Below are 21667 nucleotides of genomic sequence, written 5' to 3' on the forward strand. Positions count from 1 at the left end.
CTCCTGCCGTATCGCTGCTTCCATCTACCCTGATCAAGTATGTGCCGTCTGCCCCGGTGGCCGCGGATGTGAACCTGAAAGTGCTCTACCGGGATTTCCTCTGGGCCGGAGCCTCGTACCGCAAGCGCGATACGTTGGTGCTGCTCGGTGGTGTCAATATAAAAAAGCTGTGGCAGCTAAGTTACGCGTATGACGCGTCCGCTTCCGAAGTAAGCCGCAACAGCAAAGGCAGCAGCGAGATCGTGCTGGGCATCCTGCTCAACAACAACGGCAAGGTCATCAACCCGTCACAGTTCTGGTAATGAAGTAAACAAAGCTACAGGCCACATTTAGTTTGTAGTTTATAGCAAATTAAAATTCTAATTACTTCAGCTGACTGCTGAAAAGAAAGAAGCCAATTTTAGCCTGTACCGGTTGCAGGTAAGGGGTCTTTTTATGTTCGTGCAACAGGTTGTACTGTACCAACGCATAGCCCTGAACATCCTTGTAAAAAGTGTATTTATTTCCGATTCCAAGGGATAAACCCGGCACCCAGGTCTGGTGCATCTGTTCTACCTGGCCTGCTGTGTTAACAACCGGAACAGGCGTGCTCAGGTGATCGTAATGGAGACGGCCAAAGAAGCCCTTGTATACATCGACATCGGTAAAGGCAAAGAGTCCGCCGACCTTATCTGCGCCGCTAACCCAGGGCTTTTCTTTGATACTGACACTGAACCGGTACTGAAAGCCGGCACCACTGGCCACTTTGTCTGTAAAGCGCCAGGCAGCATAAGGGCCGATGTCAATTATAAAACGTTCTTGATTCCCAAACTGCCACAAGCTGCCAAGCACGACGCGCTCTTGCCATGGCTTGTTTTTCAAAGGGTTCAAGCCCAAAATGCCTCTGGGTAAGTCCTTAACACTTTCTATTTTACTAAACCTTCCCTTGTAGCGGTTTAGCTCCTTGCGGGCTTGGTTTAGGGCGGCCTCGTGACCGGACATGTGATTGCCTGCCGCTTTTGCTGCCCGAGCTTTGGCAAGTCCTTGTAGCGGAGGGGGGAGACCAGTACCACCAGATAAGGCGTTAGGTGGAGCTAAAGCTTTGGAGCTATGGGCACTTACGCTTTTGAGGGAATTTAGAGCGGCTGTGGCTTCTCCTGGTAAAGGTCTGCTGCCTAGGGTGGTGATCGCCTTTTTAATTTCTGCTTTCAGTTGTGCTTCAGCTTGGTTGAGTTGATCAAGTTGGAGCTGGTGCTGAGTAAAAGCATGCCTGAGGCTATCCTGTTTCTGCTTTAATATTTTTGGATCCTGATAGCGCTGTTTTAGACTATCGATAGCAGCATCGAACTTAACGGAATCCTGAAGTTCTATCCGTAAAGTTTGCAAACTATCCCGTTTTGCTTCCAACTGCTGTAAAAGGGCTTGTGCTTTTATGATACTTTCTCTGAGCTGATCAACTTCAGATTGTTGAGCTAAAGTGGAAGAGCTGAAGAGTAGCAGGAAAGAAATAATAGCAGCGAGTCTAAAGAGCATGGGATTCCTATTGATAGCAAGTTGTGGTTTAGGCACAATTAGTATTAAAAATAGTTAACTCTGATCAAACCGCAGTATTTATACTTAATAAAAAATTTCTTTCAATAATATAAATGTAAACTGTCAACTTATATTAGGACGGGTGGTTGATTAATCTGTATCAAAAAACCTCCGTTTTATGAGATGAAATGGCTAAGGCAGCATTAACTTCTTATCCTCCGATATTCTTTCTCAAATTGCCGTCTCACAAATCAAAACAAATTTGCTATATTTGAGACGAGTTACTGAGATAAATTATGAAGATTGGCTACGCCCGGGTCTCGACCCAGGATCAAAAATTAGAATTGCAGCTAGACGCCCTTACCCAGTACGGATGCAACCAGATCTACAAAGAAAAGAAATCCGGCAAAAGCAAAGAACGCCCGGAACTCGAGAAGTTGATCGGGCAGCTTCGTGCTGGCGATACGGTAGTAGTCTGGAAGCTGGACCGGCTGGGCCGCTCGCTACGGGATTTGATTGACCTAGTTGCCGAGTTTCAGCAAAGGGGAGTGGACTTTGTCAGTTTGCAGGATGGTATCAACACGGCCACGGCTACCGGCCGTTTTACCTTTAACATCTTTGCTTCCCTGGCTGAGTTTGAGCGGGAGATCATACGCGAACGAACCAAAGCCGGACTTGATGCCGCTAAAGCACGCGGCCGGAAAGGGGGAAGGCCACAAGGTTTATCTAAAGCTGCGATGGAGAAAGCTAAGTCAGCCCGCATCTTGTTTGATTCTGGTACCAAGACTGTAGAAGAAATAGCCAAGATTCTGCATATTTCTAGGGCGACTTGCTACCGATACCTTTCCCAGGTAGCTCCAGTTTTAGTTTAACTTAACCCTATACAACTTATTTATAGAACACCAGTCGATGCAAAATATCACGTTAATTAGTACAGTACATAAGGAAATTGGTAATTGCAATGCTGACGAATTGTTCAAGGTTATTGCAGAAATTAGCCCTGAAGTAATCTTCTTAGAAGCACTTGAATCTACTTATTCAGCGCATGATCAATTGTTGTTTTCCTCATTCGGAGTACATTCTAAGAAACTAGAGATTCAGGCAATACAGAAATATTACCAAGAAAAGTCCTTTCAATATGTTCCTGTGCTTGATGATGGATTATCTGATGCTTTTGACAATAAATACAATATAGTTTGTGACAGGGTTGAGCTACAAATACTGCTAGATAATTTCAATTCTTTAGCTGCAAGAGATGGATTTCAATTTCTAAATAGTGTTAAGGCCATGGATCTTCAAGAAGAAATGAGAAGTTTAGAAAAAGGTCTTCTGAATGATAATCAAATACAAAGGGAAGCCGAAGATTACATCCATGGATATGAGGACTCCATGATTCATAACATTTACTCATACTGCAAAGACAATTTTTTCGATACAGCAATTTTCATGTGCGGCGTGGCGCACAGGAAATCTTTAATCAATAAGATCACAGATTATAATACCCATGAAGGAATAAATGTGAATTGGATATACTATTAGCAAAAAGGCTGCGCACAACGGAGGCTGTTATGCTATGGTCATCATACAGCGTTGTAATTACTAGTTTCGTATTGGCCTCAGTGTAAAGGCTTAACTGTTATGTTTTATTTTGAAATTCATCTCACAAACCCCTTGTTTTTTTAAGACACTACAACTTTTAATTAACCTTTATCGTCTGATTTTACAACAGCACACACCCTGTACACATTACTAACTGGGAAAGTAGATTTGCCGAACAGGAGTTAGTCAAAACAGAGGAACGACTTATCTCGTCAAATCCGGTCAGCTTCAGAACGGTATGCACTCTTACTAAAAACGAATTCTAATCTTTTACAGAGAGTACCCCTAAGTTATATCGCTTCCTACTTAGGCATCACCCAGGTCAGCTTGAGCAGGATAACGGTATAAATCCGGTAAGCAGTTGCTTTTTATCATTTGTTAAATTTTAATCGAGTTCAGTTCCTGACTTTTGTAAAAAACGAAAGGAATGAACTGGATTATCTTGATTATCGCTGGGCTGTTTGAAATAGCTTTTGCTTCTTGCCTGGGTAAAGCAAAAGAAACAACAGGAAGTGAGATGTACGGGTGGTATGGTGGTTTTTTACTCTCCCTGACTATTAGTATGCTACTCTTGATGAAAGCCACGCAAAGTCTGCCGATCGGAACTGCTTATGCTGTCTGGACGGGTATTGGAGCTGTTGGCACTGTAGTGATTGGTATTGTGGTATTTAAAGATCCTGTAACCTTCTGGCGTATTTTCTTCATTGTCACCCTTATCGGCTCCATCATTGGGCTAAAATCTGTTTCACATTAAATCTTCAATGACTTTGCTACATCACTTCTTAAGCGAATTAGCTAGGCCTAAGTCTTCCCTTTATAGCTGATGTAGTAATGTATGCCAGTTTACTATACCACTTCTGAGATCAGGTAAAACTCTTTTAAAAAAAGAGGTATCCGTTTGTCGTGCCTGGTCACTAAAAGCTTAACTATATGCTCGATCCTACTACCCTTACCTTGAATATACCTCATACTACAAAGCCGCGTGTTGTAATCATCGGTGGTGGCTTTGGGGGATTAAACCTGGCAAAAAATTTAAAAGGCAAAGACTTTCAGGTGGTACTACTAGATCGGCAGAACTACCATGGTTTCTGGCCACTGCTCTACCAGGTAGCTACTGCCGGTCTAGAACCAGACGCGATAGCCGAGCCATTGCGCAAAATGTTTGGCAGCGATAAGTTTGAAGACTTTTACTTCCGGTTGGTAAAAGTAAATGGTGTAAATACTGCTGAGAAAACGGTACATACCATCATTGGGGATTTAGCTTACGATTACTTAGTTATAGCTACTGGTACCAAATCGAATTACTTTGGCAATGAGCAGATAAAGAAGAATGCTTTCCCGCTCAAGCAGATTCCGCATGCTCTAAACTTGCGTAGCCAGTTGTTACAGTGTTTTGAACAGGCCAGCATGACACAAGATCCAGTACTACAGCAAAGTTTGCTAAACTTTGTTATTGTAGGTGGAGGCCCAACGGGCGTAGAAACTGCGGGGGCACTGGCCGAAATGCGCAAACACATCCTACCTTCAGATTACCCGGGTGTAGATTTTAGTAAAATGAACATTTACTTAATCGAAGGTATGGATCGGGTATTGCCACCTATGTCGCCGCAGTCTAGCGCTAAAACACTAAAGTACCTGCAGGAACTTAGCATTCATGTGAAACTGAACATGCTGGTAGAAACCTATGACGGCCAAGTGGCAAAGCTGAAAGGCGGTCAGCTAATCAAGACACAAACATTGGTATGGGCGGCTGGCGTGCAAGGAGCCTTGATAGAAGGATTTCCAACCAAAACGATCGAACGTGGGCGTATTCTGGTAAACCCTTACAACCAAGTTATGGATTTTGACAACATCTTTGCCATTGGCGACATTGCCCTGATGAAAACAGAGAAGTGGCCAAATGGACATCCGGGTGTGGCGCAGCCAGCTATACAGCAGGGAAAACTGCTGGCTAAAAACCTACATCGTCTGGTTACAGGACAGAACCTGGAGCCTTTTACATACCATGACAAGGGTTCGCTGGCTATCATTGGACGGAATAGGGCAGTGGCAGATTTATCAAAGAAAATGCAGGTAGGAGGATTTCTTGCCTGGGTGATTTGGTTGCTGGTGCACCTTATGTACCTGATTGGTTTTCGTAATAAGCTGGTGGTGCTGAGCAACTGGGTCTATAAGTTCTTTACCTACCAAAGCGGAACACGCCTTATTATTCGGCCCTTTGTCAGGAAGGGTGATCTAGTGAAGCGAAGATTTCTTAGTAAGTATGAAACTGAATAAATGAGGATAATACAGCGACCTAAGGGTGCATAAATAGGACGTTTCAAGAATGTCCTATTTATGAAAACACATCCGATCTTCTTTAGTCAGATTTACAAATTTAGCTCCCCTTCGTCAGATAATTGCTGGCAATATCTATGACCTGCTGCAATATGTTCTTTAGTACCGGGCTGTTATCGTGCTTTCTCCATACTACATAAAGGTGTATACTATATGGAAGAGGTATAAAACGCACGTTAGGCAGTGCACTTAAAGAGTAGGATAAAGGCAGTATGGAGACCCCAAGCCCTTTTGAAATTAGTCCAAGTATCATTCCCCCAAAATCAGTTTCAACGTGCACGTTGGGAGTAAATTGGTGCTCTTCAAATATCTGTCGAAGAGTTGCGGTATAGACTGAGTTATGCGCTAGGTTGGGTAGGATAAATTTCTCGTACTTTAAATCCTGAAGTTTAGTAAAGTTATGCTCATTGAGGTGGTAGTCAGATGGTACAACAAGAGCAAACGATTCTGAGTAAAGGCAAGCGGTTTGCAAAGCGTCGTTCTCAGCAGGTTCTCTTCTGAGTGCCAGGTCCATCTGGTAATTGAGTAAAAGCTGCTCGAAGCTGGTATCAGTAGGCTCCACTAACTCCACCTTTAGTTCGGGCAGCGCTTGAGAAATATTGGTGATTAAATCTGGTATAAAACCATACACAATAGAACCAGGATAACCTATTTTCACATAACCGAATGCTCCTTCATGAATTTTTTTTGCCTGTAAGTGAATACGGTTGATCGTATCCAACAGGGGTATCCATTGGTCTCTTAGGTATACGCCAGCTTCGGTTAATTTTACACTTCGCTTGCTTCTTTTAAAAAGCTGAACACCTAGTTCTTCCTCCAACGCTTTAATCTGCCTGCTGAGAGCTGACTGGGTTATAAACATGCGTTCTGCTGTTTTCCAGAAGTGCAGTTCCTGCGCCAGCGCGAGAAAATATTTTATCTGTTGAATCTCCATTTACACTGATTCATTTTTTGCATTAGTTAAGCCAAACATAGCATTTTTATACACATAGAAACGCAGTTATTTTGCAATAAATAATAATCTATTACGCAATGGTATCAATACGTCGGTACATGGGGGAAACGGTAGGTTGGGTTAGTGCAGTGATTTCCCTTTCAGCCTTCACGCTGAATAGTATGGGCTTCATTAGTGGGCAGTCAGTCGCATATTTAGTAATGAATATCATAGCTTGTTTTTTAATGATGCTATACGCCCTATCCAAGAAAGCGCATGCGAGCTGGGTGCTTAACAGCATCTTTATGGGAGTGGCTGTAATTGCATTAATCAAGTCTTTTCTCACCTAATACATAAGAAAAGGAATTGTAGTGTATTAGTCATTACAGGCTTTTTTAGTCACCTCCTTTGACTTCCAGATAATGAGGGAGATAGGAGACAAACAATAATAGCTTGTTACTGCATTATTCGACATAACTTCAGGGTAGGCAGTGTACTAAATGGTTACCATAACCTCAAAGCCACTGAGGTCGTGATGACCTATTATAGAACCATTTTTTCATATAACAATGAGTATAAAGATTAGAAAAGCAGTTGAAGATGATAGTGTAAAGGTTTGGCCCTTAATGAAAGAGTTAGCCATTTTTGAAAAATATATCGACTCTTTTGCCATCACACCAGAAATCGTACGTGAAAGTGGATTTCATAAAAACCCGCCTGATTTTTATTGTATAGTTGCAGAAGATGATGACAAAATTGTAGGCATGTTGGTGTATTATTTTCTGCCCTATACTGCTCAAAATAGACCTGCTATTTATATGAAAGAACTCTATGTTGATGCACTCTACAGAGGGCAAAAGATAGGAGAGCAATTAATGCATGCTTTGCGGGAAGAAGCTAAACAAAAGAATTGCGGGCAGATTAAATGGACTGTTGCCCCCTGGAATAAGGCAGGCATCAAGTTTTATGAAAGATTAGGGGCGAATGAAAATCGGGATTGGCTAAACTACGAATGGAACATATAATTTTCAGGTATTACATTAACAGGTAGAGCAATGGAAGTAATCAATATAAAGAAAGCAACTATAGACGACATTAACCAATTACAAAAGATTGGTAGGCAGACATTTTCTGAAACATTTTCAGCCGGTAATTCTGAGGAGAACATGGCTAAGTATTTGGAAGAAGGATTCTCTTTAGAAAAGTTAACGACTGAACTTAATGATCCAGGCTCAGAATTTTATTTTGCTTTGCTTAACAAGGATGTAATTGGGTATCTGAAGCTGAACTTCGGGCAATCGCAAACGGAGCTGAAAGACAACAAAGCACTAGAGATTGAGCGAATCTATGTCTTAAAAGAATTCCATGGAAAAAAGGTAGGTCAACTGCTTTATGAGAAAGCGCTTGAGATTGCAAGGCAGAAACAAGTAGACTACGTTTGGTTAGGAGTATGGGAAGAAAACCCAAGAGCAATTAACTTTTATAAAAAGAATGGCTTTGTAGAGTTTGACAAACACATCTTCAAACTAGGTGATGACGAGCAAACAGACATTATGATGAAGCTAAATCTGATCGAAAAATAAGAAGATAGCTGTTGGCAAAGCTGGCATATAATACAGCGTATTGAATGAGTATAGACCAGATTATTGATAATATTTACCTGCTTCCTGATGCTTCAAAATCAATTCTTAAAGATAGCTTCGAAGAAGTCAGGTATCCTAAAGGCCACATTTTGTTGAGGGCCGATAAGATAGAGCCAAATTTATACTTCATTCATAAAGGGATCGCTCGTGCATTTGCCTACTCAGGGGAAGCCGAAATTACTTTTTGGTTTGGAAGAGAAGGAGATACCGTCCTTTCCATGAAAAGCTATGTTGAAAATCATAAAGGATATGAAAACATAGAATTGTTAGAGGATTGCATTTTATTTGAATTAAATGCTGCACACCTTCAAAAGCTCTTTCTTGTGGACTTGCATATAGCTAACTGGGGACGGAGATTGGCAGAGCAAGAACTAATAAAGACCGAGGAACGACTCATATCCCGGCAAGTCCGAACTGCCTCAGAACGATATGGACAATTGATTAACGATAATCCGGACTTAATTCAAAGAGTTCAGTTAGTCCACATCGCTTCCTACCTAGGTATAACTAGAAATAGCCTAAGTAGGATTAGAGCCGAAATCAGGTAATATCCTTTTTTAACATTTGGTAAATTCATTTTCAGCCTGATTCCAGACCTTTGGTAAAAGAGGTATGAACTGGATTCTTCTGATTATAGCAGCAATATTATAATATTATCGTTATCCTATTAAACAGTATTGCCGAAACTCTGACCCCTTGCAAAAGGCGCTGACAGGTTAAAGGCTCCCACGCTAGAAAATCAGTTCTCCTATATCAATGGCTAATAGCCTTGGTCAAATGATGTAAAAATCACAAGTAAACCTAAAAAATATATGGAACCGATATTAAAAGAAAACCCCAACCGCTATGTCCTATTCCCCATCCAGCACGAAGAAATATGGCAGATGTACAAGAAAGCAGAGGCCAGCTTTTGGGTAGCAGAGGAAATAGATCTGGGGCAAGACATGAAAGACTGGGAGAACCTAAACGATGGGGAGCGCCATTTCATCAGCCATGTCCTGGCTTTTTTTGCAGCCTCGGACGGTATCGTGAACGAGAACCTTGCTGTGAACTTTATGAATGAGGTGCAGATACCGGAGGCACGCTGTTTCTACGGTTTCCAAATCATGATGGAGAACATCCACGCCGAGACATACTCTCTGCTTATTGACACCTATATCAAGGATCAGCAGGAAAAAGACCGTTTATTTCATGCCTTAGATACAGTACCGGCTGTTAAGAAGAAAGGTGAGTGGGCGCTGCGTTGGATCGACAGCGAGAACTTTACTGAGCGACTTATTGCTTTTGCGGCTGTGGAGGGCATCTTCTTCTCCGGCTCGTTCTGCTCTATCTTCTGGCTTAAGAAGCGCGGCCTAATGCCAGGTCTAACTTTTTCCAATGAGCTTATCTCCCGTGACGAAGGTGTTCACTGTGACTTTGCCTGTCTGCTATACAGCATGCTGGTGAACAAGCTGCCAGAGGAACGTGTGCACGAAATTATCCGCGATGCGGTAAGTATAGAGCAGGAATTTGTGACAGACTCGCTTCCTGTTGACCTAATCGGCATGAACGCAAAACTGATGAGCCAGTACATCGAGTTTGTGGCCGATCGCCTGTTGGTAGACCTTGGCTATAGCAAGATTTACAACTCAACTAACCCATTTGATTTTATGGAGATGATCTCGCTGCAGGGTAAAACTAACTTCTTTGAGAAGCGTGTGGGCGATTACCAAAAGGCAGGGGTTATGGCAGAACGAGGCAAAAATGTATTTTCGCTAAACGAAGAATTTTAAACTTAAGTCAGCCTTCTAATTTGCGTTAGCTGTATTTTTGGATAAAGCAGATTAGAAGGCTATAAGACCAAGCAAACACTCCTCAACAACTGGTTTGATATTGTGTTGCAAACAAATGGTTGGCGGGTTTAAAAGCGTGGCTATAGTTACTTTTTGACTGGTTTGTATGAGGGTAATGAGTTTTTTTTACTTGAAATGCAGCATGTTTTCTACATGCAGTTCAAAAGATAAAGCTATTTATTCTATTCTTGACTATATAGGGAGCTCTAGAATGTTACTGCAAACTCAAAGTTTCAAACATAAAACAAACATCCCCAACACGGAGGCAACTGTCGTAATTCAACTAATCTCTGCATTTTGTTTAGTATGAGCTAGGTAGCAATAGCAGGTAACCCGGCTAATACTCAGGAGCCTTGGGAATCTCAATTCATGGAAAAAATTGTCTCTTAAAACCCTCGTGGCTGTTGCACAACTACTATACTTGCATACGCGTTCTGCTTCTAAACTTCCTAAACCAATACTTTCACACTAGCTTCGGTAGGTTGCGTTGTATAGCGCTGAAAAAGCGCAAAATGGTTGACAAAGAAACTTCTTTTTCCAGTACCTGGGCCATGCTTATAGCTCTGGCAGGCTTACTCTTCATGTACTTTTTGAGATTGAAGGCAACAGCTGCCGGCAGCATTACTTTGTGCGCTCCTGATTTGCCCAGCACATTGATTTTGCGCAGGCCATAATGCTGTACCAGGCTTCCGAAGACCGGCTCTATGGTGCTCTGGCGGAGTTTCTTCATGCGATTGCCTTGCTTGCTGTGTTGCCTGGCGAAAGCGCGCTGGTAGTGCTCATCATAAGCGGTGCGTGTAATTTTGCGGCACCGGGTCTTGGGCGCACAGGTAGGCTTGCTTGGACACTGCCTGCAATCACTGGGTACTGCCCAGTAATGCTTCAGTAACCTGCCGTCCGGCGTATGATCAAAGCTTTTGAACTGGAGCGCTTTTCCCATCGGGCAGCTAAACTGATCTGCTTTCTTATCATAAGGAAATCCATTGATCTCAGGCTTGTACATTCCAAAAACCGGTATCCAGGCAGTTATCCCCCGTAGTTCCAGAAAGTAATAGTTCGACCAATTCGAATACCCGGCATCAGCTAGCAGATCTTGCATCAATAGCCCATGGGTTAGGAGTCGGCTTTGCACCTGCTCGGTCAGGTTTGGCAGATACTGGCTATCACGGCCATCAGCAAAATCGGCCTGAATATGCGAGATCACGCCCTGTGCTGTATCTACTGCCATGCTGCAGTGGTAATTGAGTTTTCTGGCCTTTCCCGGCTTTACAGAGATGCGGGCATCCGGATCATGTGGGGCATAATGCGTTTTGTTGCTAACCAGCTGCGCCTTCTCATGATTTGCCCCTAAAGCAGTAGGAGTGCTTTTGAGGTTTTGCTGATGCTTTTTCAGTTTCCTGAGCTGATGGGCGGGAGCGGTGATAAGTTGTGTCGGTTGGTTATTCTTAGGGTGTTGAACGTCATGTAGTGGAGCCGTCAGATACAATTGTCCAGTCTCCTGTGGCTGCTTTAATAGTAGGCTTTCCATGGAAGCGTTGGCCTTAATCGGGGCGGAATCAATTGCCTGTACACTACCCGACACCATACCCTGCTCTACGCACAGGCTGAAGACCTTGTCGAACAGAGTTTCAAACAGGCGTTCAGGATATAGTTTGCGGGTGCGTGATACGGTGGAGTGCCAGGGTAGCGGTTCGTCGAGCTGGTAGTCCAGAAAGTATAACAGATCCAAACGAAGGCTACAATGCTCGATGAGCTTGCGGTCTGATACGATGTTCTCAAGATAGCTTACCAGGCAGAGCTTGAAGAATACGACCGGATCAATGCTTTGCTGGCCGCACTTGCCGTAGTAGGGAGCCGTCAGCTCGTAGAGAAACGAAAGGTCGATCCTGTCCTTGAGGCGCCGGTAAAAGTTATGTCCCGGCACATGAGCCGAAAGCGAGAAACGCAGCTCCCGCTCATCTTTGAAATTCTTCCTTCCCTGCATAACACCATAGAATTAACCACTATTATTTAACGGCTATATCTAAGTTGGTTGTGCAACAGCCACCTTCGTTTATGAGCAGCTTGAAAAAGGATTTGTGCAAAACGAAAACAAGGTAACAACGCATGAAACGAAAGGAGTAACAACGCTAAAAATCTTTTTTGTTACTTTTTTGTTACTCTGGAAACAAAAAACCCGCTTATTAGATAAAATAAGCGGGTTTTTATGGGTTATCGTGTAGTCCGTAGGGGAATCGTAACCCCCGAAGAACATGGTTGATTATCAATGGCTTATGTGGTGTTTTTTCTTTGACTCACCGAATTACACTCCACTTTTGGCTTCAATCTAGCTGCAAATACTATAGACTAAAGTTAAATCTTTTAGCGTTAATTGGCAATGAAAATTAAAGGCTTCTGGCCTCTACTGGTTCCTACACTTTTCATAACAACTCTTATAAGCACACCTACTTTCAGTGTAGGATTAAATTAACTACTTTGATACAAAGCCGCCCTTGGATATTTAGATGGTATGGATATTCATGAGAGATTACAATTAGCCACTCCAACTTCACCTATTTTAATTTGAACACTTCACTGCTGGTAAAGATTATAAAACCATAATGGTAGTAAAGGAACAGGGAGAAAACAAATAGCTAAAGGTTACTTTTTTTATAGAATTAGTGATGTTTAGGCTTCGTATATAATGCTCATGAACAGTAGATGATTATTGAAAACAGGAAAAATTAAATATAAAATTTATATAATCCCTGTTATATTTCCGAGCACTTATTCCTTTTTTGTAATTTAAGAGAAAGGCAATTTCGTGATAAGAATAAGTATCCCTTTCTTATTCTATACGATCCAAGCTTAAAACGAACTACCATGTTAAATGTTGCCCTTCTTTTCTTTATTCGGAGATCTTTTTTTAGCACCTGCTGTGCTGCCAATCTTATAAATAGTGTGGCTATTTATTTAAGCTAATCAAAAAGGTAATAAAAGGGAGTCGCGAGTTTAACAACCACTCCTTTTATCCCATCTAAAAAATTAGCCAATTTTTCTCTTTCTACAAGAGAGGAAATCGCCTTTCCGCGCTGACATTTTATGATCTTATGCTTACAGAACCCAACAATCCTGACTTACAAATAGCCAAAGCAATGAGTCGTATCAAACACTTCTTTTTTGTATTTGCAGCGTGCTTTTTGCCGCTGCTGCTCTCTGCTCAAGATGTTCCCGTTGACCTGGTTACAGGAGCACCTACCGTCTACATACCCCTTCACGCTCTTGCCGATGGCGGAGTAACCGAGCAGGTAGGCTTAAGTTATTCTGCCAATGGGATGAAAGTCAGCAAGCACGAGCAGTCTGGTACAGCTGGTTTGGGGTGGAGCCTACAGGCAGGGGGAAGTATCTCACGGGAAGTGCGAGGCTTACCAGATGACTACAGCGGTTCCAGTACGGATAACCGGCGTGGATGGCTTTATTCATCGGTGCCATCTGAATTGCTGAGTTTTGTTCCCCAGGATAACAGCACATGCCCAGAGCAAAGTATCAACTATACTAAGCTCAATACATGGTACACTAGTTTTGCTGATACGGAAGCGGATGTTTTTTATTTCCAGTGCGGCAATTACAGTGGCAAGTTCATGCTGGACAACAACAAGCAGTGGCAGGTCATTCCTTACCAGGACGTTAGTATCCAATTCAATAGTAATAGCCGAGCCTTCACCCTGACAACAGGAGACGGTATGACCTATAATTTTACTGTCTCAGGAACAACAAAGCAGCAAGCTGTGCTGGCTGGTGGGGTAAGCAGTGTGACTTACTTTAACAACGACTACCAGTATTACAAGACAGAAGTAAGCTACGCATCGACCTGGAAGTTAACAGAAGCCGTTGCTACTTCCGGAAGAAAGATAACTTATACCTATAGCCAAACTAATTACTCATCCGAAGAAGTGCCGGTAAAGTTTGCAGAGTACGGTTCAAGTCCTGTTGTGAAAAGCCAGTACAAGATGAAGTACTCTACCAGTTCTCAAAAACTCACTTCCATCAAAGCAGATCAAACGGAAGTAGTTTTTACATGGGGATCAAAATACATCAGCCAGATAAAGATTTACAACCATGCAAACAAAGTTAACCCACTTATCAAAGAATTTAACTTTAGTTATGCCGGTAGCTCGAGCTTAGGGACTGCTTACCTGCGGAAAGTGGTAGAGCAGTCGAGTGATTGCGTGTTGATGCCACCCTATGTATTTGATTATTTTGGTGCCGACTTAGCTGGAACGGGCAGTTCTATGTTGCCCTTAGATGACAGTGATAAAAAGGACCTATGGGGGTACTACAATGAGAATACCACTTCTGAAGTGCCAACCATTTATGTGTATGATAGCCGCTCCAATGGAGAGCGGTTCCGCATCGAGCCCATACTAGGAGTTACCCCAACTTATACCTTAAGTGGTGGTAGCGACAGAAAAGCCAACCCGCAGACGGCAGCAGCCGGGATGCTTACCAAGGTAACGTATCCGGGTGGGGGACAAACCAGCTTTACCTATGAGCTTTCGGATTATTATGATCCCGTGGCAGGTACTACCTTTTATGGTGGTGGCGTTCGGGTAAAGCAGGTCCGCATCCACGACGGGCATCGCGTTGAAAGTGATCAAGTCAAAGAGCTTGATTACAAGGCTTTAAATGGGCAATCAAGTGGCCGTTTACTCTACCCGCCATCTTTTGTCGTGACAGGCACTACGCCTACAGTCGCTGCCGTAGATGACCTGGCACCTGAGAACAGCATCTTTTATGAAAGAGTAGGGGTGCGCTCTGTTGGAGCCGGGAAAACGGTGTATACTTCGGAAGTAGAAGCAACGTATCCTTTGCCGGCTGCTGATGCCACAATGGTTTCTTTCACTAATTCTGCATCCTATGACAAGGATGGCAAGCTTATTTGCCTTGGAAAAGAAGGCAATACGAAGGTAGATACCTATGCCTATCCCTATGTGCTCAACGGAGACAACTCTTACCTGAGCGGGCAGTTAAAAAATGTTTCTTATTACGATGAACAAGCCGTAGGGGCTTCCAACCCGGAACCTCTCAAGGAAGAAGAGTACGTGTACACCAAGCAGGTGCATGGCAACCTGGTCTACATCAGGGGGTTACGCTATGAACGGGTAGGAACAACCTATATTTATGGATACTATACCATAGTTGCTCGAAGAAGCAAGGTGCTCGCGCAAGAAACAATAAAGCTTGCCAACGAAGCAAACAAATCTGAGAAACTGATAACCACCACCAACTACATATATAGCGGGGTAGGGGATAGCAAACTGTTAAGCCTTGTTCAGTCAACCGATAGCAAAGGACAAGTACATAAGCGTTCTATAAAATACTCGGGAGACTTTTTAAGCAGCCTGACCAATCCGGATCCGGCTAAGCTGATGGACATGGCCTTAAATGCCATGAAAGCGATCGGTGCGAAAAATATTCCGGTTGAAGAAGTGTCTAGCGTCGTATTACCCGGCGGCCAGGAGAAGGTGCTTGCAGCAACACTTACAACTTTTCAGCCACTGGGCTTGCGGCAGTATACGCCTGCGGGAGTTAGCAACTTCGGACCGCTGGCTGTTTATGCCTTAGGGCGTGGCAGCTTCACCCCGGCTTCGATTACCAGCGGCACCTACACAAGCTTCAACTTCAACACCCAGGAGTACCTGGTAGGAAGCAAATTGTCTTATGATCCTGGGTTCAAACAGGTGGTTAACACCGAAGACAACTGGGGCAATGTGGCGTCTGTGCACTATGGGTATGATAAAACATTGCCTGTTGCAGAAATTGTAAACGCCAGGGCAGAGCAGGTAGTGTATGAAAGCTTCGAAGCCGGTAGTAACACAGGCTATAATGCAGGCATCACTGGAACCGGAACCGGGTGGACCGGTGAGAAATCATGGAGTGCAGCAGCAGGCAACACCTACAGCAAGGCTGGTATCAAATACAGCGATGCGCCAAGTTACAGGTTTATGTGCCGGACAAACAGCAACATCTCCGGAAGTCTGACGGTAGAGCTCGTGCAGGGTGGGGTTGTTAAGGCTACCACCACCGTTACTTATCCTGGTAACGGTAACAATACCTGGGAGCTGACTGCACTTACTTTGAATTCATCAGGCTTAACCAATGCTGATTTTGAACTGAGGGTAAAGCCTTCTGCGGCTGTGCTGATTGATGACATCACCTTCTTCCCTGCATCAGCGGCGGTAACCACGAGTGCCTTTATACCCGGCATTGGAAAGACAGCTGTAACGGACACCAGGGGCATGACTACTTTTTACCAGTACGATCAGTTGGGGCAGCTGACGCATGTGGTGGACCAGGACAGAAACATACGCGAACGAAAGACCTACTCGCTGGCCTCTACCAAAGAACCCATTATCTCTGCTAACTTCTATCAACCTTCTTCAATGGAACCTATCTATGCTGGAACGGCTACTACCTTTACAAGCATCCCCTCTGCCTGCCTTTCTGGTCAACTACAATTTAAGTGGTATGTGAATGGGCAGCTGGTTTCTGGCGCTAATACTAATACCCTGACTTATACTTTCCCGGCTGCAGGAACATATTTTGTGAAGCATGAAATAATTTATGATGGAAAACCATTTCCTTATGAGGATGACTTTTTAGTTCAAGGGGGGCTAATCAGTGTTGCCATTCAAACTTCCGGGGCACCGCTTTACACCTGCGGGGGCGGCACCAACAACGACCGGATCCTAAAGGCAGTGGTAGCGGGCTGCAACACAGGCTTAATTTATCGCTGGGAGAAGAGCACCATCTATAATAATTATAATACCTGGGAGACAGTAGGCACCAATTCTGACACTTACGTGACCTATGCCGATGCAGATCTGACGCGTTACCGCTGTGTTGTGATACAAGGATGTGGAGGGCCTTCTGCGACAAGCGAAATTGTTAGCATCCAACATGATAGATTCTGTGACAGCCAATACTAAAAGATATGACAAGAGGTTTACGAATACTCATCGCAAGTATAGCCGTTGGCGCTACTAATATTCCGGCTGCAGCACAGACTCCCGCAACTACTGAAGGGAAAAGAGCTGAGATTATTACAGAGGTTTTAACCCAGAAAGGGTATATGACCAATGCAGCAGTGGATGCAGCAGCACACCCTGTTAAAAAAACTACCATCAGCTTTATTGACGGATTAGGCCGACCAGTGCAACAGGTTGCCCGCCAGCAAAGTTCAGATGGAAACGGGAATGACGTTGTTCAATTCTTTCAGTATGACCAGCATGGAAGACAGACAAAAGCATATCTGCCCTATGTAGCTCCAAGTTCCGGTGGGGGCTATAGGCCGGACGCTATGACTGAGCAACTGAACTGGTATTTGGCTACAGCCGGTGAAGATAAACCATACGCCGAGACTGTGTATGATGCCTCGCCCTTGCAGCGGGTGAAAGGGCAGGGGGCACCGGGCAGCGACTGGCAGCCAGGTACGGGCCACATAGCTACCACCACAACCCGGCCAAACACTGCAGCAGATGCCGTGAGCATCTTCGATGAGACGGGCCGTACAGCCCTTTACTATCTGGCAAATGAACTAGCGGTAACTGAAAGTACGGACGAAAACGGCAATAAAGTGCTGCTTTATACTAACAAATCGGGCCAGCAGCTGCTAAAACGGGTGCAGCTCGATGACGTGCTGACCCTGGAAGGTTTCCCGGATGCGACGTACGCCTGGCTCGAAACCTACTATGTGTATGATACCTATGGGAGCCTGCAGTACCAGGTACCACCGAAAGCCGTTGAGCTGTTAAAGAAGGGAAAAACCTGGAGTGAAGTGCAGGAGCTGCTTTTTAGCTATACGTATGATAGCAAAGGCAGACTAGTAGAGAAAAAAGTGCCTAACAGCGGAAAGACAATCTACAAATACGACAACCGGAACCGTTTGGCCCTGGTACAGGATGCCAACCTGCGCTCCAAAAACAGCAACAGCTGGTACTTCACCAAATATGACCGGTCGCAACGACCTGTGATGGAAGGGATCTATACGTTTGTTCCTGGAACTTACGCTTCGGTGGATGCAGCGCTGGCAGCTCAGACCGTATTTACAGAAGATAGAAATACGAATGGTGCCACCCACTTCTACACCAACAATGCTTTCCCTGCTTCTAGTATCGAAGTGCTGTCGGTAACTTATTACGACACGTACCAAGATTTTAGCACCGCTTCGTATGCTGCGGGCTTATTAAGCAACCAGGAAGCTGCTGCGACCACTAATACCTACGGGCTTGCTACGGGTAAAAAAACTAGAGTGGTTACCAGTACTGGCCTGAGCAGTACCTGGCTGCAACAGGTTTACTATTATGACTCTGAAGCACGCCTGATTCAAACCAAAGCAAACAACCACCTTCACCATGCATTAGAAGATGTTTCGACATCTGTTTATGATTTTATGGGCAAGATTGTCAGCACGCAAAGTACAGTTAAGTCCTCAGCTGCGACCTCGCTCACGGTGGAAAACATAGTAGCCTACGATCTAAACTCAGGCTTAGCCAAGCAGGTGAAGCAGCGCAACAAGCTTAATGGGGGAGTATGGGACAAAGCTGATTACCAGTTGGTGGCTGAATACAAATACGATGGCCTGGGCAAGCTACTGGAAAAGAAACTGCATGAAAAAGCCAGCGGGAGTAACACCTTCCTGCAAACGGTGGATTATAGCTATAACATTCGGGGCTGGCTAACCGGCATCAATAAACCCAGCTCTTCTGATGACTTGTTTACATTAGATCTATATTACAACAAAACGGATGCTGGTTTAGGGAATACTGCCCAGTATAACGGTAATATATCGGCTGTAAAGTGGAGAGTAAACTCGGATGCAGCGGCAAAAGAGCGCAGCTACAAGTTTACTTATGATAAAATGGACCGCCTGAAGGAAGCCGCCTATGCCGCTTCGGGGACAACAGGCTGGACAGAAGAGGTAGGCGGCTATGATGAGAAGGGTATCCGCTATGACCACAACGGGAACATCACTGCTCTGCAGCGTAACACGATCACATCAGGCACCACTACCGCCACCCTGTTGGATAACCTGTCTTACAGCCTGACCGGTAACCTGCTTACCAAGGTAGAAGATTTATCCGGTAATGCGGAAGGCTTTCATAATCGCAGTAGCGCATCAGATGAGATGGCGTATAATGACGCCGGTAGCCTTACAAAGGACCTGAACAAAAACATCACCAGCATTACCTACAATGAGATCAATAAGGTTAGCCAGATCACCATCACCGAAGGTTCGGCCACCAAAATGATTTCGTACGATTATGATGCTACAGGTACGCGCCTGGCTACAACGGCAACGGGCACAGCAAAACAGGATTACCTTGGTGGACTTGTAGTGGAGAATGCGGTTTTCAAACATTTCCCGATGGCTGAAGGGCTGGTACGTATTGCTGACAACAGCTTTATCTATGAATATCACCTGAAAGACCACTTGGGCAACATGCGGGTAGCTTTTACCGAAGCGACCACTACTACCACCGGGGCTACCATGGAGCCTGACTTTGCCTATCAGGAAGAAAGCAACTTTGCTAACATATCAGAGACACGTCACCTGGACCGCGGCCGTGCCAGGACCGGGAGTTATGCAGCGCTACTGAGTACTTCCCGTAACCGGCCCGTTGGGCCCAGCAGAAGGGTTACCATGCAGAAAGGGGATTCGCTGAAGGTGGAAGCCTACGGCCTGTATGAGACGGTAAAAGAGCAGGACATGACCTTTAGCCTTTTGTCCTGGCTGGCAGCGAGTGCTATGATCACTACTGGGCAGGTAGCGGAAGGCAAGGGCAAGCAAAACAAGTATTTGCCATACCTGGGCATGGCCCTGGCAATGGCGCCAAAAATAATTCAGAAGGAAAAAGGGGTTCCGAAAGCTTATTTGCGCTATATTGTCTACGATAGCGATTCGAACTATGTGACGAGCGGCTACCAAGCCCTTGGTCGTAACGGCAAGGGTAACTGGGAGAAGCTCGAGTTGAAGTACAAAGCCGAAGAAGATGGCTTTGCCGAAGTATACCTGGCCAATGAGTCGGGTAATGATGCATGGTTTGACGACATGAGCGTGAGTGTGACCAGCGCGATGATTGTGCAGGAAAACCATTACTACCCGTTCGGGATGGTGATGCAGGGTGCTGTGAATGGCATTGCCATGCCAGCGGATGCCACCAGGCGCCTGTTCAACGGGGGAGCAGAGTGGCAGAACCAGTTTGATGTTGACCCCAATTACCACTCTACTTACTTCCGGGAGTATGACCCGGTGCTTGGCCGCTTTAATGGGATAGATCCAATGGCAGATGCGTTTTCTTCGTGGTCTCCTTACCAGTATGCTTTTAACAACCCGGTGTTGTTTAATGATCCAAATGGAGCCAAGCCGGTCCCAATTGATGGGTATGATTCTGTACCTATTGATGGTGGTATGGTACTGACAAGTAGAGGCTTTGTACCTTTATATGCTTTAGGTGGATCCGGAGTTGGAAGTATTGCCGGAAGTCCCGGCGGTCTCTATTGGGCTAACGGGTTTTACACAGAGGAGCAAAATAAAAAAAGAATGTCAGCTAGTAGCTACTTTTTGTACTATGGTAGAGATAAGGGTACTATGTATTTCTATTATGAGAAAGAAACAGAGCCTACTAAAGAACTTTTTAATGGTAATGTGATAGAGGGTACTACAATAAAGTCAGTTAGGAAGAAAGGATATAGAAATAGTGCTGTCGAGTGGAGAAACCCAAGTGAAACAGATATAATTTTAGCTGGTATTGGAACGTTAGGGTATATTGGTGAGAAGCTTTCACAAAATATTTTGAATAGTCGTTCTGGATTTACATCAGGCAAAATGTTTCCGAATAGTCCTTCTAACTTCTCTAAAGCTAGAGCAAAATATGTTAAGGGAGGGTTAAAAGTTGGAGGATGGGGTTTAACTTTGTACGGATTAGTGAGTACTCAAGATGACTATGAAAAAAGAAAAATTAGTCGATATAGAAGAGATCATAATCTTTTACTTAATGCATATGGGTTTTTTTTCCCTTCTTATGCAGTACCTCTTGCTATTGGAGATTATTTCGGTCAAATTTATTCTAAAGAGATTAATGACAGTATTTTAAAACCGGGTGGGGTCTTGCATGAAGCAACTATATTGACGCTAGAAACTTTAGGAATTCCATCAGAAGCAAAATAATACCTATGACTTTAGTAAACTACATCTTTTGGGGATGGTACCAAATTTTGGATAAGACTATTTATTCAATGAACACTGAAAATCAGGTCATAGGCCCGAAAGAACACTCGTTTTTCATTACTTTTTTATTACACGGGACTAATATTTGGAGTTGCTTTAGGTATTTTTTTATAGAATATTTAGGAAAAACGGTTGGTTTATATGGAGGTTTGTCTATCTTTTTTATGGTTTTTATAATTGGATATTTCTTTTTCTTTACTAAAAAAAGAGCTAATAAAGTAATTTCTGAAAGTGTGAATAATTTTAGAGGTTTCATGGTAATTGTATTAACCCTATTATACACAGTTTGTACTGTATATTTTATGCTCGACATAGGAGATCATATAAGAAATAAGCTAAATCCACATTTACCTTTATAATTCCGAGAAAATTCCATGCTGGCACGGACTCGTAATTAATGTTCCTAATTATTAAAGTTTTAAAAATTTTCCTTATCAAATAACCCTAAAGAAGAAAGTGAGGAGAGAGCGTATTTATACTATATTGTCTATAATGCTGACTCAAACTATGTATCCAATGGCTATAAGGCAGTAGGCAAAGT

Annotated in this window: 14 protein-coding genes; 11 read left to right on the forward strand and 3 right to left on the reverse strand. The window is 43.9% G+C overall.

Features of this window, described 5'->3' with window-relative positions:
* A partial coding sequence (locus H7F15_RS02885) for a type IX secretion system membrane protein PorP/SprF (protein ID WP_185195463.1) occupies positions 1-302 on the forward strand: 302 nt, incomplete at its 5' end.
* A gap of 61 nt (positions 303-363) precedes the next feature.
* On the opposite strand, the gene H7F15_RS02890 is transcribed toward H7F15_RS02885, so the two are convergent.
* Complete coding sequence (locus H7F15_RS02890; protein WP_185195464.1) at positions 364-1512, reverse strand: hypothetical protein; 1149 nt, start codon at positions 1510-1512, stop codon at positions 364-366.
* Between the two features lie 296 nt (positions 1513-1808).
* On the opposite strand from H7F15_RS02890, the gene H7F15_RS02895 reads away from it, so the two are divergent.
* The 4 genes from H7F15_RS02895 (at position 1809) to H7F15_RS02910 (ending at position 5388) form a co-directional block, all read left to right on the forward strand.
* A complete protein-coding gene (locus tag H7F15_RS02895; protein WP_185195465.1) occupies positions 1809-2384 on the forward strand; it encodes a recombinase family protein in 576 nt (191 codons plus the stop codon).
* 37 nt (positions 2385-2421) lie between these two features.
* Positions 2422-3051, forward strand: a complete 630-nt coding sequence (locus H7F15_RS02900) for a hypothetical protein (protein ID WP_185195466.1) — start codon at positions 2422-2424, stop codon at positions 3049-3051.
* A gap of 487 nt (positions 3052-3538) precedes the next feature.
* Positions 3539-3865, forward strand: coding sequence for a multidrug efflux SMR transporter (locus H7F15_RS02905; RefSeq protein ID WP_185195467.1), 327 nt, complete (start codon positions 3539-3541; stop codon positions 3863-3865).
* A 176-nt stretch (positions 3866-4041) separates the two neighbouring features.
* Positions 4042-5388, forward strand: coding sequence for an NAD(P)/FAD-dependent oxidoreductase (locus H7F15_RS02910; RefSeq protein ID WP_185195468.1), 1347 nt, complete (start codon positions 4042-4044; stop codon positions 5386-5388).
* Positions 5389-5488: 100 nt separating this feature from the next.
* On the opposite strand, the gene H7F15_RS02915 is transcribed toward H7F15_RS02910, so the two are convergent.
* Complete coding sequence (locus tag H7F15_RS02915) at positions 5489-6382, reverse strand: LysR family transcriptional regulator (RefSeq protein ID WP_185195469.1); 894 nt, start codon at positions 6380-6382, stop codon at positions 5489-5491.
* Between the two features lie 569 nt (positions 6383-6951).
* Here H7F15_RS02915 and H7F15_RS02920 point away from each other — a divergent pair.
* From H7F15_RS02920 to H7F15_RS02935, 4 genes are all read left to right on the forward strand, one after another.
* Entirely contained in the window at positions 6952-7407 is a 456-nt protein-coding gene (locus H7F15_RS02920; RefSeq protein ID WP_185195470.1) for a GNAT family N-acetyltransferase, read from the forward strand.
* A 30-nt stretch (positions 7408-7437) separates the two neighbouring features.
* On the forward strand, positions 7438-7965 hold the full coding sequence (locus tag H7F15_RS02925; RefSeq protein ID WP_185195471.1) for a GNAT family N-acetyltransferase: 528 nt from the start codon (positions 7438-7440) through the stop codon (positions 7963-7965).
* A 44-nt stretch (positions 7966-8009) separates the two neighbouring features.
* Positions 8010-8573 (forward strand): Crp/Fnr family transcriptional regulator, encoded by a 564-nt coding sequence (locus tag H7F15_RS02930; RefSeq protein ID WP_185195472.1) that lies wholly within the window; start codon positions 8010-8012, stop codon positions 8571-8573.
* Between the two features lie 264 nt (positions 8574-8837).
* Positions 8838-9797, forward strand: a complete 960-nt coding sequence (locus tag H7F15_RS02935) for a ribonucleoside-diphosphate reductase small subunit (protein WP_185195473.1) — start codon at positions 8838-8840, stop codon at positions 9795-9797.
* Between the two features lie 523 nt (positions 9798-10320).
* Here the strand turns inward: H7F15_RS02935 and H7F15_RS02940 are convergent.
* On the reverse strand, positions 10321-11841 hold the full coding sequence (locus H7F15_RS02940; RefSeq protein ID WP_185195474.1) for an IS1182 family transposase: 1521 nt from the start codon (positions 11839-11841) through the stop codon (positions 10321-10323).
* A gap of 1150 nt (positions 11842-12991) precedes the next feature.
* Here H7F15_RS02940 and H7F15_RS02945 point away from each other — a divergent pair.
* Together H7F15_RS02945 and H7F15_RS02950 are read left to right on the forward strand one after the other, a co-directional pair.
* A complete protein-coding gene (locus tag H7F15_RS02945; RefSeq protein ID WP_185195475.1) occupies positions 12992-16825 on the forward strand; it encodes a hypothetical protein in 3834 nt (1277 codons plus the stop codon).
* A 5-nt stretch (positions 16826-16830) separates the two neighbouring features.
* Positions 16831-21066, forward strand: a complete 4236-nt coding sequence (locus H7F15_RS02950) for a DUF6443 domain-containing protein (protein WP_185195476.1) — start codon at positions 16831-16833, stop codon at positions 21064-21066.
* Positions 21067-21667 lie beyond the last annotated feature (601 nt).

It is taken from the genome of Pontibacter sp. Tf4, from assembly GCF_014212495.1.
Classification (GTDB): domain Bacteria; phylum Bacteroidota; class Bacteroidia; order Cytophagales; family Hymenobacteraceae; genus Pontibacter.

What these genes read in the sequence shown, in the direction of transcription:
- H7F15_RS02930 (WP_185195472.1), top strand. Translation starts at nt 8,010, where the DNA reads ATGAGTATAGACCAGATTATTGATAATATTTACCTGCTTCCTGATGCT.
- H7F15_RS02900 (WP_185195466.1), top strand. Translation starts at nt 2,422, where the DNA reads ATGCAAAATATCACGTTAATTAGTACAGTACATAAGGAAATTGGTAAT.
- H7F15_RS02895 (WP_185195465.1), top strand. Translation starts at nt 1,809, where the DNA reads ATGAAGATTGGCTACGCCCGGGTCTCGACCCAGGATCAAAAATTAGAA.
- H7F15_RS02940 (WP_185195474.1), bottom strand. Translation starts at nt 11,841, where the DNA reads ATGCAGGGAAGGAAGAATTTCAAAGATGAGCGGGAGCTGCGTTTCTCG.
- H7F15_RS02905 (WP_185195467.1), top strand. Translation starts at nt 3,539, where the DNA reads ATGAACTGGATTATCTTGATTATCGCTGGGCTGTTTGAAATAGCTTTT.
- H7F15_RS02910 (WP_185195468.1), top strand. Translation starts at nt 4,042, where the DNA reads ATGCTCGATCCTACTACCCTTACCTTGAATATACCTCATACTACAAAG.
- H7F15_RS02915 (WP_185195469.1), bottom strand. Translation starts at nt 6,382, where the DNA reads ATGGAGATTCAACAGATAAAATATTTTCTCGCGCTGGCGCAGGAACTG.
- H7F15_RS02925 (WP_185195471.1), top strand. Translation starts at nt 7,438, where the DNA reads ATGGAAGTAATCAATATAAAGAAAGCAACTATAGACGACATTAACCAA.
- H7F15_RS02945 (WP_185195475.1), top strand. Translation starts at nt 12,992, where the DNA reads ATGAGTCGTATCAAACACTTCTTTTTTGTATTTGCAGCGTGCTTTTTG.
- H7F15_RS02920 (WP_185195470.1), top strand. Translation starts at nt 6,952, where the DNA reads ATGAGTATAAAGATTAGAAAAGCAGTTGAAGATGATAGTGTAAAGGTT.
- H7F15_RS02950 (WP_185195476.1), top strand. Translation starts at nt 16,831, where the DNA reads ATGACAAGAGGTTTACGAATACTCATCGCAAGTATAGCCGTTGGCGCT.
- H7F15_RS02935 (WP_185195473.1), top strand. Translation starts at nt 8,838, where the DNA reads ATGGAACCGATATTAAAAGAAAACCCCAACCGCTATGTCCTATTCCCC.
- H7F15_RS02890 (WP_185195464.1), bottom strand. Translation starts at nt 1,512, where the DNA reads ATGCTCTTTAGACTCGCTGCTATTATTTCTTTCCTGCTACTCTTCAGC.